Source organism: Natrarchaeobius oligotrophus, assembly GCF_003841465.1.
Classification (GTDB): Archaea; Halobacteriota; Halobacteria; order Halobacteriales; family Natrialbaceae; genus Natrarchaeobius; species Natrarchaeobius oligotrophus.
The window spans coordinates 70,813-83,792 of the sequence record NZ_REFZ01000002.1; the positions used below are offsets into that span (position 1 = coordinate 70,813).

Genomic DNA, 12,980 nt, shown 5'->3' on the forward strand with positions numbered 1-12,980 from the left:
TAATGTCCCTATCAATTCCCGCTATATGTTCAAGGGGAGTTTCTGGTACCCACAAACAGTGCCGCGTGCGATACTGCTACTAGCAGTGCTCGTGATGATACCGCTCCACCAGAGCGAACTGCTCGGGTTGATGTCGACGTCGACGCTCGTCTTCGGCTGGATTCCGCTCCAGCTCGCGTACGACGTCACCCTGATCCTCTCGGGGGTCGTGATCCTGTACGCGATGTACCGGATGGCCCCGGAGCCACCCGAGGAACACGAACCGACGATTGAGGGGGGAGAGGAGACGGAAACGAAAGCGGTCGGGGGTGATCAGTAATGGTGTCGATGCAGAATATCGTCATCCTCGCGATTACGGTCGCCTACCTGATCGTCGTCCTCGGCGTGGGAATGGTGGCAGCCCGCGCGACGGGCACGTCCCGCGAGGACTTCCTGATGGCGGACCGGTCGTTCGGTACGGTCGTGTTGCTGTTTGCCCTCTTCGCGACGAACATGACCGCGGTCGTCATGATCGGCGCACCCGGTCTCGCGTATCAGACCGGTGCAGGCGCGCTGGGATTCTTCGTCGCGCTGTTTGCGTTCCTGTTCCCGGTCCTGTTGATGACGTTCGGCTACCGGATCTGGCTCATCGGAAAACGGTTCGGACACATCACGCCGGGTCAGATCGCCAACCACCGCTGGGAAGCCGACTACCTCGGCGTCCTGTTCATGGTGATGTTCACCATCTGGACGATCCCGTACATTCTGGTCGGCGTCCAGGGCGGCGGCATCGTCTTCGAGGCGCTCACCGAGGGACTGGTACCGTACTGGCTCGGCGCGCTGATCGTGATCGTCGTCGTCGGTCTCTACGTCTACCCAGGCGGGATGCGCGGAACCGGCTGGACCAACACGTTCCAGGGAATGGTGTTTCTGGTCGTCCTCCTGGGACTGTTCGCCTACATCGCGCTTCGCCTCGGCGGATTCGGCAGCGCGACCGAGTCGGTCGCACAGATCAACGACGGCGTTCTCCTCGACCGAGCCGGCATCCCGCCGTACGAACCACGGATGTGGTTCTCGCAGGGAATCATCGTCGGACTCGGCGGGTTCATGTTCCCCCACCTGGTGATCCGGTACATGACAGCCCGTTCGGTGACGACGCTGCGCCAGACGTCGCTTCTGTATCCCATCGCCATCGTGCTGGCGTGGGTCCCGGCCGTGATGATCGGCTTCTGGGGGATCGCCGCGATGCCCGACATCGACAATCCCGACTTCATCCTGCCGACGATGGTGTTCGAGTACCTGCCGTGGTGGGTCATCGGCATCGCGCTCGCCGGTATCCTCGCCGCGATGATGTCGAGCATCGACGGTCAGGTGCTCACCATGAGTACGTTCTTCACCGAGGACGTCGTCTCCGAGTTCTTCGAGGGCGTCACGGACAAACAGGCGGTCTGGTACGCCCGCGTGTTCCTCGTGACGATCTTCGGGCTCGCGTACGTCGGCGCGCTATTGACGACCGACACCATCGTCGACACCGCGACGTTCGCGTTCGCCGGTTACGGAATGATGTTCGTTCCGCTCGCCGCCGCATTCTACTGGCGCTGGTCGACCAAGGAAGCCGTCTACGTCGGACTCCTCTACGGATTCATCGGTCTCTGGCTCTTCGAGTTCGGTCCGATACCGGCCAGCCTCACGTTCGGATTCCACCCGTTCGTCCCGCTACTGGTGACCCAGTTTATCCTGATGGTCATCGTCTCCGCGGTCACCCAGTCGCCGTCCGAGGAGCGCATCAACGAGTACGAGTCGGCGCTCGAGGACGTCTGGTAACCGGCCGGTTCTCTATTTCCGTCGACTCGCGTTCGTCCTACGTTCCCGCAGTCCGCTCGTTCTCTGGCGCGCTGTGGTGTCCGATCGCGTTTTGCGTTCGCGTGTTCACTCTTCTCGCGGATCGTCTCCCGTCGCGTACGTCGTGTACGTCTCACCGTCGGCGCGTGCGACGTACCGGCCGCCGTTTTCGCCCTCGCCGGCGGCGAGTCGGACCGCCGTTTTCGCTATCACGGTCGGACTCTCGTGGCGGTACGTCTCCCGCGAGGTGTCGTTCTCCCCTTTACGCTCGGTGTAGACCCCGCCGTCCGGCGGCCGGAGCGCGATCGAGTCCACGCCCGTCCCCTCGAGTTCTCGACTCACCGTCTCGTGGAGCCCCTCGAGGCCGAACTTCGAGGCCACGTACGGCGACCGGTTCGGTTGCGCGCGGATACCGTGACCCGAGGAGACGTGGATCAGCCGGCCGGAGTCGCGCTCGAGCATCCCGGGCAGGACGGCTTTCGTACAGAGAAACGGCCCGCGAAGGTTCGTCTCGAGGATCGCGTCCCAGGCGTCGACCGGGACGTCCGACACCGGACGGTAGGACGGCTCGCCGGCGACGTTCAACTGGGTGATTCCGGCGTTGTTGACGAAGACGTCGATCTCCCCAACCCGCTCGGTCGTCTCACGGACCAGCGATCGGACGTCCTCCCAGGACCGGACGTCGGTCGGAATCGCGACTGCCGTTCCCTCCCGTTCGCTCAGTTCGTCCGCGATCGTCGAGAGTCGGTCCGCGGATCGGGACGCACAGACGACTCGAGCGCCTTCCTCGGCGTACGCCGTCGCCATCGCTCGTCCGAGGCCGTTGCTCGCGCCGGTCACGACGATCGTGCTGTTTCGCAGGCGCATGGCTCCAGGTTCGTCGACCACCCAATAAGAAGTTTCGTCGACCCCGGTCAGTTCGCGTCGACGGATTCCGGTTTCGCGAATCGCCGGCCGTCCCTGACCCCGCTATTCGACGTAGACGACGCCGTCCTCGACGACGACGTCGTACGTCTCGAGCGAGATGCTGTCGTCGCCGATGTGCTCGCCCGTCTCGAGTTCGTACTCCCAGCCGTGCCACGGGCAGGCGATCGTCTTGTCGTCGGAGAAATCCTCCTCCGGTCGCTTGCCGGGCTCGACGAACTCGGCGACGAGCTTCCCCTGGACGCGTCCCGAACAGACGGGGCCGCCCATGTGCTCGCAGGTGTTCTGGATCGCGTAGTAGTCGCCCTCGACGTTGAGGACGCCGACGGCCTCGCCGTCTATCTCCACGATCGTTCGCTCGCCGGGTCCGAGTTCGTCGACCGTTCCGACGCGGACGCGCCCGCTCACAGGCCGAACACCTCGTTTGCGGTTCCACTCAGGATGCGAGCTTTCTCGTCGTCGGAGAGGAACGGCCGCTCCGAGATGACCTCCGGAAGGTCGTAGTCCCAGTGTGGGTAGTCGGAGGCGTACATGAGCTGGCTCGCACCACCGATGGTGTCGATGACGGCCTCGAGTTCGGCCTCGTTCTCCGGCACCTCGAGCGGCTGGATTCCGAAGTAGAACTCCTTGATGTACTCGCTCGGGCGCTTCTCGAGCAGCGGCGCCTCCGACGGCCGTTTGAGATATTCGGCGTCGAGCCGACGCATCATGAGCGGCACCCAGAAGATCCCCGACTCCTGGAACGCGATCTCGAGGTCGGGGAACTTCTCGGGGACGCCCTGGACCACGACGCTCGTCAACTGCGCCATGTTGTTCATGAGGAAGCCGAGCGTGTGGGTCTCGAGGAACTTCTCGTAGCCCTTGAGGTGGAACTCGTCGAGGCCGCCGCCGCCGGCGTGGAAGTTCAGCGCGAGTCCCTCCTTCTCGGCTGCCTCGTAGATGACGTCGTACGCTCTGTTGCCCATCGGCGGCTCCGCGCCGGGGGTGACGAGACAGACGCCGCAGATTCCGTCCTCGTCGCCGACCCGGTAGATGAGGTCGGCCGCGGCCTCGGGATCCTGGTACGGCGCGGGGATCATCGTGTAGATCCCCTCGTCGGGGTCGACGACCTTGTCGAGCATGTAATCGACGTAACCGTTAGCGAGGATCTCCGGGCGTTCGTCGTCGCCTTTGATCCGGCCGAACGAGAGCATCTTCTGTGAGAGGATGATCGTCTTGTCGACGTCGAGGTGATCCATGATCATCGGGATGTCCTCCGGCGTCATCTCCGACAGCGAGAGTTCGTCTCGCGAGATTCGACCGAAGACGTTCCGATCGCCGCTGCTCGTCGGATAGATCGATGATTGCGGACTGTCGATCTTCTGTGAGAGTCTCGTCTTCCACGGTTCGTCCAGATACGGTGCGATGTGATCGAGCGTTTCGAAGTAGTGTGCGTCGGCGTCGACGACTTCGTACGTTGTCATAGGTTGTGAGTAGCGTCAATTGGTTCACGTCGGTTCGGTCGAGCTCCCTCGGTTCGGTAAAATAACCCGAAAAAGGCGCTCCTACAGGAATCGGCGGTCGACGAGGTCGTCGACGTCCGGCACTTCCTCGATCAGGTCGGCGCGCTCGGCCAGTTCGAGCGAGGTGGTGAACTTCTCGTCCGTGATATGATCGCTCAGGTCCGTGTTCCACATCTCGTCTTCGCGTGCGATCTCGAGTGTCTCCGTCCAGACGTCCTCGCCGTAGTCGGGGAACTCCGTCGGCGCGGTTTCGATGAACTCGACGAGCTCCGCAACGTCTCGCTCGTACATGTCCTCGTAGGACGCGAGCATCACGTCGACGATCTCCTGGTGCATCTCTTCGTTCTGCTGGAGGTTCTCGTCCAGCGTCGCCCACGTCGCGAGCGTCATGTGGTCGAAGTCGTCGTTCGGGTTCGAGAAGTGCTGGATGATGCCTTCCTCTTCGGCGTCGAGGACGCCGGCGAGGAACGCGGTCGTCGCGACGCCTTCACCCGCCTCGATGGCGGCGATCCGATTGGGCGTTCCGGCGATGTACTGGTAGTCGACGGCTTCGGGATCGCCGAGGTTGGCCTCGACCGCGCTACGGCCGACCATCGCGGAGAACGAACTCGGGGAGTGGAGAATAAACGTCTCGCCTTCGATTTCGTCCCAGCTGTCGATCCCCGGCGCGGTACAGACTTGCTGGCTGAACGCCTGGGAGAGTTCCATGAACGAACTGACGGGGAACCCTTCGGCGATCGCGTTCGTCAGCGACGGCGGCGTCACGTAGCCGATGTCGACGTCGTCGGAGATCATGCCCGCGATCATCGGGCCGAAGCCGTCGAACGTGATCGGCTCGATCGTCACGCCGCGCGATTCCATCTCCTCTAAGAAGTACGAGTACGGCGGCGCGGCGTACGTCGGACGGGTCGGACCCGGGTGACCGATGCGCAGTGTGTCCGGCAGCACGTCGCCGTCACCGTTGCCGTTCCCATCACCGTTCCCGGCACCGTTGCCGTTCCCATCACCGTTCCCATTACCGTTGCCGTTACCGTTATCGTCGCCGGCACATCCCGCGAGGCCTACCGTGAGGCCTGCACCGACGGCTGTTAATACGGTCCGCCTGCTGCTCTTGCGAGTCATACACAGATTAATGGTGTAGGATGCATACTTAAGTCTTTCCTATGTAGAAATCGGTGTCATTCCGGACTAATCGATCGGTTTCGACGGATTCGTCGGTGGTTCGTTCCGGTCGGCAACTCAGTCGGACGCACCGCCGTTGCTCATCACTCGGCGACGGCCGCCCAGACGATGACGCCGTCGTACGTCGGACACTCGACGTACAGCTTTGTGAACTCGAGTCCGGGGGAGAAACCGTCTTCGTCCTCTTTGACGACGTGTGGTTCGTCGCAGTGGGGACAGTGAAACTGATCGCCGGGTCGTTCCATACGTGAGTGTTTCGTCGAAGGGACTTATATCGTCGGCTCCCGACGCCGCGGGAGATTAGCCGCCGTTCGACTCCGGCGCTCGGTAGGCCAGTCCGATTCCGATCGTTGAGATGACCACTACGTACGCGAACACGCTCGCGTAGGAGCCGGAGGCCTCGAACAGCGCGCCGGTGATCACCGGGCCGATCGTGGCGCCGGCGACGGCGACCGCGCTGGTGATCGACACCGCCGTCGCGGAGACGGATGCGTCGACGATCTCCCTGGCGTAGGCGAAGAAGACGCCGATTCCGAGCTGAATCGAGATGCCGGCGAGACAGAGCGTCACTACGGTGGTCGAGGGCTCTCTCACGACGCCGAGAACGACGAACGTCGGCGTCGCGATCAGAAACGACCAGAGCACGACTGGCCGCCGCCGGCCCGCGAACCAGGCGTCCGAGAGGAAGCCGCCGCCCCAGCGAGAGACGATCCCCATCGCCGGAAAGAGGGCGACGAACGCGCCGCTGTGTACCAGCGAGAGGCCGAATTCGTCGACGAGATAGCTCGGCATCCAGTTGTTGAGGACGAAAAACGCCGAAAACGAGATGCCGGCCAGTACCGAGATCAACCACACGTCGTGGTTGCCCAACACGGCGCGCAGTTCGTCGGCCGTCGGTACCGGCGCGTCGGGCGTCGTGGGACTCGAGCACCGAGCGCTCGCGATCAGCACCAGCGCGAACGTGACGCCGCTGAGCACGCTGTAGACGGCGAACGTACTCGGCCAGCCGAACGCGTTGGCGACGATGGGTCCCGAAAACTGCCCGAGGGCGAACCCCGCGGGCGCGCTCGTCGTGAAAAATCCGATCGCGGTCGCGCGACGATCGAGCTGGTAGAGTCCGGTCGTCACGTTGACCCCGACGGTCCACATGATCACGGTGACGACGCCGCCGAGTCCTCGAGACGCGATCAGCGACCAGTAGTCGCCCGCGGCGGCGGCGTGCCACCCCCACACGCCGGCGATAAGGAGTCCGACCGTCGCCCAGCCGAGGACCCGAACGTTGTCCATCCGATCGAGCACCGCGCCGACCGGTACGTTCGAGATCGACTGGGCGGCGAGTGTGCTGCTCAGGATGACGCTCGCGGCGAGCGGACCGATCAGCATCGACTCCTGAATGAGCGGCAACACGCTCGTCGGAACGATGATGTAGGCGTAGGCGATCGTGGTCAACAGCCACATCGAGACCACGACGCCGGCTCGCCCGTCCGGCAGACCTTCCCCCGTCACGCTCCGTTTCCCGTCACAGATCGACGACGATCTCGCCGTCCTCGACCGATACGTCGAACGTGCGAAGCCCCGTCTTGTCGTTTACGACGCTCCGTCCGGTCTCGAGGTCGAACTCCCAGTAGTGCCACGGACAGTGGACCGACGTCCGATCGGGGTCGACCGTCGGCAACTCGGAGTGGAGAACGCCCTCTCCGAGCGGTCCGCCCATGTGCACACACCGGTTCGAAATCGCGTAGTAGTCGCCTTCGACGTTGAAGATGGCGATCGGCAACCCGTCGACCTCGACGGCTTTTCCGTTCCCGTTCGGGATTTCGTCGACTGATGCGACGACGTGTTCCGTCATATTCTGAAGACGCTCTCCGCGTTCTTATGAAGGATTCGTTCTGCGAGCTCGTCGTCGATGGCCGGGGACTCGAGGACCCAGTTGTGGAGTTCGACCGTGTAGTGGGGGTAGTCGGTCGCGAACATCAGCGAGTCCCGCGCGTTGGTCATGTCGAGCATGGCCTCGAAGTTCTTCGTCTTGTCCGGGATGTTCATCGGCTGGCTCGAGAACGAGAAGTTGTCCCGCAGGTACTCGCTGGGCTGTTTGTCGAGGTACTCCTGGCCCATCCGGTGCATCCGCTCGGTCATCTGGATGTCCTCCGGGTGGTCGTTGTACATCTCGTCGAGTCGCTCGGAGACGAACGGAACCCAGTTGACGCCGCCCTCGATCATGACGACCTCCAGTTCCGGGTACTTGTCGAAGACGCCGGTCATGATCATGTTGCCGACCATCATCATCGCGCGACACGGGTGAACGAGGCCGTACGCCTCCGACCACGTGCGAAGCGAGTTGCCGATGAGGTCCTTCTGCGGCCAGTTGGCGGTGCCACCGCCGTGAAGCGCAAGCGGCAGGTCGCGTGCGACCAGTTCCTCGAACACCTGATCGTACTTCGGCTGACCGAGCAGATCGTAGTGTCCGAAAAAGCCGTACATGCCGACGATGTCCTCCTCGTCGCCCACGCGCTTGATCTCCTCGACGGCCGTCTCGGGTTCCCACTGTTGCATCAGACCGACCGCTTTGATGTTCTCGTCGGTCGGCAGCACCTCCTCGAGGAGGTAGTCGTTGTACGCTCGCGCGATCTCGTTTTTCATCACGACGTTCTGGGAGTCGGGGAGCTTGTTGTACCCCGGCGTCAGGATCGGCATGTCGATCCCGAGCGCTTCCATCACCTCCACGATGTCCTCGCCGGTCTCGAGTTTGCCGTGCGCCTCGAGGCCGCCGGCACCGCGTGGCGTCGAATACCCGGGGAACCAGTAACACGACGTCGGCGGGAATCCCGTGATGTCGAGGTTGCGTTTGACTACCGCGCTATCCATGTAGGGCATCAGTCGGTCGACCGGCGCACGGAAGTGGAAGTCGACGTCCACGACGAACGCTTCCTCCATCTCTTCCGTGAGCGGGAATTGCTCTGAGTCGATAACGGACATACGGATCGTTCTTTATTCACGAGAGATATAAAGCTACCGACATGTATCAATACTTTTTTATGCTCAAAGTCCTGTCGAGACGCTTTCGCGGTTCCCGTCGGCGTCTCGAGCGTCTGTCGTGAACGCCAGCTGTGGGAACGTATTGACGACACGGTCGCTCGTATCTTCTAACACACCCTCAGCATGTGTATCCGAAACGACGTGGGACGGCGATCGACGATATACAAAACGTTATGGACGAGAGCTTCGACACACAGATATGGAGTTTCCAGGCGTACCAGCCGACGACATCGACGAGACCGACCTCGTGAGCAGCGGCGAAGCGTTACTCGAGTCGCTTGCCGATCACGGCGTCGAGTACCTGTTTTCGAACCTCGGGACGGATCACACGCCGTTGATCGAGGCGATCAGTCGGATTCGTGCGCGCGGCGAGGACGAGTCGCTACCGGAGGTCGTCCTCTGTCCGCACGAGTACGTCGCAATGAGCGCGGCACACGGCTACGCCGCGGTGACCGGCTCGCCACAGGCGGTGCTGGTTCACGTCGACGTCGGAACGCAGAATCTCGGCGGCGCGATGCACAACGCCCACCGGGCGAACGTACCGGTGTTCGTCATCTCCGGGCTCGCTCCCGCGACCGATTCCGGTTACCTCGGCTCGCGAGAACACGTGGTCCACTACCAGCAGGACGTCTTCGACCAGCCCGGCATCGTCCGCGAGTACTGCCGCTGGGTCGGCGAGTACAAGCCGCCGGCCGATCCCGATTCGGTCGTCGCACGGGCCCTGGAGCGTGCGACCGCGGAACCGAACGGCCCGGTCTACCTCACCGCGACGCGCGAGGCGCTCGAGGCCAGGTTCGACGACCGGGATTCGTCGACGCGGACGATCGAACGGGCCGCCCCCTCGAGACCGACCGACGAGATGCTCGCGGAGTTGCGAGGGCGCATCGAGGCCGCGGAGAATCCGGTCGTCATCACGGGCCAGAACTCGGATCCCGACGCGCTGGTCGCGTTCGCGGAGGCGGCGGGCGCGGGGGTCGTCGAACACGCGCCGACGCGGGTTTGCTTCCCGCGCGATCACCCGCTTCACCTCGGGTTCGTCCCCAACGACGTCTTCGAGACGGCGGACCTGATACTGCTGGCGGCGATCGACATCCCGTGGATTCCCGCTCGCGGTAGCCCGCCAGCCGACGTTCCCGTCGTCCAGTTCGACACGAACGCGACGAAGGCACAGTACCCGTCGTGGAACTTCAGGATCGACCTCCGGATCGAGGCCGATCCGGCCGCGACGCTGTCGGCGCTCGCGGCCGAGCTCGAGTCCTCCGCGGACGGACGGGAGGCGTGGGAATCGATGGCCGCCGATCGGCGGCGCGAAGCGGACGAGACGCTGGCGGGGCACCGATCCGACGATCTGCTCACGCCCGCGGTCCTCTCGGATGCGCTGAACCACGTCGTCGAGGACGACACGATTCTCGTCGAGGACGCCGTTACTTCACAGACGGCGATCCTGGAGCACGTCGACGTCACCACTGCGGGCGGTCACTTCTGGAAGGGCGGTGCCGGCCTGGGCTGGGCCGGCGCGGCCGCCGTGGGCGCTAAACTGGCTCGGCCGGAGTCGCGGGTCCTCTCGCTGGTCGGCGACGGCTCGTATCTCTTCTCGCATCCGTCGGTGACGGCGTGGCTCTCGCGGTCGATGGGCGCGCCGACCCTCACCGTCATCTACAACAACTCCGGCTGGCGCGCGGTACAGTCGGCGACGCTGAGCCAGTATCCCGACGGATCGGTGGCCACGGAGGGTCTGCGCGAACGGACGTTCGATCCTGCACCCGACCTCTCCGCCGCCGCGTCGGTCGTCGACGCCTACACGGCGATCGTCGACGACGAGAACGCGCTGATCGGGGCGCTCGACGAGGCGGTCGTGGCGATGGACGAAGGCCGACCGGCGATTCTCGACGTTCACGTCGACGACCCGCCGGCGTAATCGCCTCGAGCGGTTCGGTCCGAGAGCGACGAGCGGTTTCCACAGTGGAGATGATCGTTCTCTTCGTCGGCGAACCCCGTTCCGAGGCGGTCGCGGCTCTCGAGGTCGGGTTTCGATCGCACTCTCCAACTGGTACCGTACCCGTAACGAACGCGTCGGGTCAGACGCATCGAACCGAACGCGTCGAAACCCGGCCGCTGACCGCGGCTGTTCGGCGGATTCCGCTCCGCCGTCTCCGCTCTCGTGATAACAGTTCTATAAGTCCGCTAGCATCTCCAAAGGTTTAAATCCTCATCTGAACAATCACGGTTCGAACTATGCCAAAGTCAATCACAGTCGATAGAGTGTCAAAAACGTACGGGAGCGGCGAAGACGCCGTTCACGTTCTCGACGATATTTCCATTTCGATTCCCGAGAAACAGTTCGTCTGTATTCTCGGTCCGTCCGGCTGTGGGAAGACGACGCTGATGAAGATGATGGACGGACTCATCGACCTCTCCGCCGGCGAGATCCGAATCGGCGACAACGTCATCACCGAACCGACGCCCGAAGCGGCCCTCGTGTTCCAGAACTTCGAGCTCTTTCCCTGGCGGACGACCCTCGAGAACGTCGAACTCGGCCTCGAAATCCTCGGCGTGGACAAATCGACGCGCAGAGAGCGCGCGAGGACCTGGATCGACCGCGTCGGCCTCGACGGCTTCGAGGAGAGCTACCCGTCCGAACTCTCCGGCGGGATGCAACAGCGCGTCGGCCTCGCACGTGCGCTCTGTGTCGATCCCGAAGTTATCCTGATGGACGAGCCCTTCGGCGCCCTCGACGCCCAGACGAAAGACAAGATGCAGACGCAACTTCTCCAGCTGTGGGAACAGGAGAAAAAGACCGTCGTCTTCGTCACCCACGACATCCGCGAGTCGATATTCCTCGCGGACCGCGTCCTCGTGATGGGTACGAAGCCGAGTTCGATCGTCGAGGACATCGAAATTCCCTTCGAGCGTCCGCGCTGGAAGCGCCGCGTCGAAATCGAAAACGACGAGCGGTTCGCGGAGATCGAACAACTCCTCCGCGAGCGCCTCGGCCTCAAAGCCGAGGAGGAACCAGAGGTCGTTCAATGAAGGATTTACGATCGTACCTCGAGACGCTTCCGGACGATCAACTCGAACGCGTCTCGAAGCCGGTCAATCCCGCGGAGTTCGACGTCACGGCGATCCTCCAGAACCTGGAGAACGAGGACCGGTACCCGGCCGTCCTGTTCGAGAACCCGACCGACATCGAGGGCCGAGAGACCGATTTTCAGCTCATCAGTAATCTGTTTGCGGACCGACGGCGGATCGCACAGGCGCTCGATTTGCCCACCGACCAGTGGCGAATGGAGACCAGCCTCGAGTACGCCCGTCGCGAGACGAACCGGCGGGAGCCCGTCGTCGTCGACAACGACGACGCGCCCGTCATGGACGATTCGGTTCCGGATCTGACCCACCTTCCGGTCGTTCGCCACCACCGGCTGGATCCCGCGCCGTACATCAACATGACGCCCTCCATGAAAGATCCCGAGTCGGGCGTCTACAACGTCGCGTTTCTCCGTAACATGGTGAAAGGGGGGGAGAAGATGGGGATTCACATGTCCCCGCGACACAACTTCCGGATTTTCAAGACCAACGAGGACCGGGGCGAGCCGACGCGGATGGCAATCACGATCGGACACCACCCCGGCTACTACCTCGGTGCGCTGACGCTCGCCGGATTCGAGGTCGACGAGTACGACGTGATCGGCGGGATGTTCGGGGAACCGCTCAGGCTGACGCCGTCGAAAACGTGGGGTGACGAGTTTCTCGTTCCGGCCGACGCCGAAGTCGTCGTCGAGGCAGAGGTCCTCCCCGAGGTCAGAGAGATCGAAGCGCCGTTCGGCGAGTTCCCCGGCTACTACGGTCCGCAACGTCTCAAACCGGTCGTCGAGGTCAAAAACGTCGTCTGTCGAACGAACCCGATCTTCCAGCACGTCTTCGTCGGCCACAAAGACGTCGCGACGCTCGGCGGCGTTCCGAAAGAGGGGGGCATCTACAACGACATCCAGGGCCGCGTCCCGAGCGTCGAGCAAGTCCACCTGCCCAGTTCGGGCTGTGGTCGGTTTCGCTGCTACGTGAGCTTAGAGCAGACCACCGAGGGCGAGGCCAAACACGCCGCGTTACAGGCGCTGGCCAGTTCGGATTTCATCAAACACGTCGTCGTCGTCGACGAGGACGTCGACGCCTTCGACGAGGCGGACGTCCTCTGGGCTCAGTCGACTCGAATGCGGGCTGACGAGGACGTCGACGTCATCAACGGGGTGAAAGGGAACACGCTCGACCCGAGCGTCCGCGGCGAGGTCGCAACATCAAAAATTATAATAGATGCAACGAAACCCGTTGATGAACAGTATCCGCCAGTGTTGGACATCCCAGAGGATGCACTCGACCGGATGACGCTGTCAGAATACATAGAATAATCATGGCACGAATATTCTGGGCCGAATGTCCCGAATGCAGCGAGCTCTTCCACGCACACCACGGGGAGCTCAGAAACAGTGGTACCGAACTACTCTGTCCCACCTGCGGGGCGGA

13 protein-coding genes are annotated in these 12,980 nt (G+C 63.1%); 5 read left to right on the top strand and 8 right to left on the bottom strand.

The features are described 5' to 3' along the window. Positions 1-25 precede the first annotated feature (25 nt). On the top strand, positions 26-319 hold the full coding sequence (locus EA472_RS03145; RefSeq protein ID WP_124190057.1) for a hypothetical protein: 294 nt from the start codon (positions 26-28) through the stop codon (positions 317-319). Then, the gene (locus EA472_RS03150; RefSeq protein WP_124190058.1) at positions 319-1,803 is read left to right on the top strand and encodes a sodium:solute symporter family protein; all 1,485 of its coding nucleotides are present in this window, start codon (positions 319-321) and stop codon (positions 1,801-1,803) included. The genes EA472_RS03145 and EA472_RS03150 overlap by 1 nt, the downstream gene beginning before the upstream one ends. 105 nt (positions 1,804-1,908) lie before the next feature. Here the strand turns inward: EA472_RS03150 and EA472_RS03155 are convergent, their stop codons facing one another. The 8 genes from EA472_RS03155 to EA472_RS03185 form a co-directional block, all read right to left on the bottom strand. Next, a complete protein-coding gene (locus EA472_RS03155) occupies positions 1,909-2,688 on the bottom strand; it encodes an SDR family NAD(P)-dependent oxidoreductase (RefSeq protein WP_124190059.1) in 780 nt (259 codons plus the stop codon). A gap of 102 nt (positions 2,689-2,790) precedes the next feature. Next, positions 2,791-3,153, bottom strand: a complete 363-nt coding sequence (locus tag EA472_RS03160; RefSeq protein WP_124190060.1) for a Rieske (2Fe-2S) protein — start codon at positions 3,151-3,153, stop codon at positions 2,791-2,793. Further along, positions 3,150-4,208, bottom strand: coding sequence for an amidohydrolase family protein (locus EA472_RS03165; RefSeq protein ID WP_124190061.1), 1,059 nt, complete (start codon positions 4,206-4,208; stop codon positions 3,150-3,152). Before EA472_RS03165 ends, EA472_RS03160 begins: the two co-directional genes overlap by 4 nt. Positions 4,209-4,289: 81 nt before the next feature. After that, positions 4,290-5,369, bottom strand: coding sequence for an ABC transporter substrate-binding protein (locus tag EA472_RS03170; protein WP_124190062.1), 1,080 nt, complete (start codon positions 5,367-5,369; stop codon positions 4,290-4,292). Positions 5,370-5,512: 143 nt separating this feature from the next. Next, positions 5,513-5,674: a hypothetical protein gene (locus tag EA472_RS22350; RefSeq protein ID WP_165874802.1), complete on the bottom strand. Its 162-nt coding sequence runs from the start codon at positions 5,672-5,674 to the stop codon at positions 5,513-5,515. A gap of 55 nt (positions 5,675-5,729) precedes the next feature. Further along, complete coding sequence (locus EA472_RS03175; protein WP_124190063.1) at positions 5,730-6,935, bottom strand: MFS transporter; 1,206 nt, start codon at positions 6,933-6,935, stop codon at positions 5,730-5,732. 13 nt (positions 6,936-6,948) lie between these two features. Beyond that, entirely contained in the window at positions 6,949-7,278 is a 330-nt protein-coding gene (locus EA472_RS03180) for a Rieske (2Fe-2S) protein (protein WP_124190064.1), read from the bottom strand. Next, positions 7,275-8,405 (bottom strand): amidohydrolase family protein, encoded by a 1,131-nt coding sequence (locus EA472_RS03185; protein ID WP_124190065.1) that lies wholly within the window; start codon positions 8,403-8,405, stop codon positions 7,275-7,277. The genes EA472_RS03180 and EA472_RS03185 overlap by 4 nt, the downstream gene beginning before the upstream one ends. A gap of 259 nt (positions 8,406-8,664) precedes the next feature. Between EA472_RS03185 and EA472_RS03190 the strand changes: the two genes are divergently transcribed. From EA472_RS03190 to EA472_RS03200, 3 genes are all read left to right on the top strand, one after another. Continuing rightward, a complete protein-coding gene (locus tag EA472_RS03190) occupies positions 8,665-10,383 on the top strand; it encodes a thiamine pyrophosphate-requiring protein (RefSeq protein ID WP_124190066.1) in 1,719 nt (572 codons plus the stop codon). Between the two features lie 317 nt (positions 10,384-10,700). Then, the gene (locus tag EA472_RS03195; RefSeq protein ID WP_124190067.1) at positions 10,701-11,495 is read left to right on the top strand and encodes an ABC transporter ATP-binding protein; all 795 of its coding nucleotides are present in this window, start codon (positions 10,701-10,703) and stop codon (positions 11,493-11,495) included. Then, a complete protein-coding gene (locus EA472_RS03200) occupies positions 11,492-12,865 on the top strand; it encodes a UbiD family decarboxylase (RefSeq protein WP_124190068.1) in 1,374 nt (457 codons plus the stop codon). Before EA472_RS03195 ends, EA472_RS03200 begins: the two co-directional genes overlap by 4 nt. Positions 12,866-12,980: the final 115 nt, after the last annotated feature.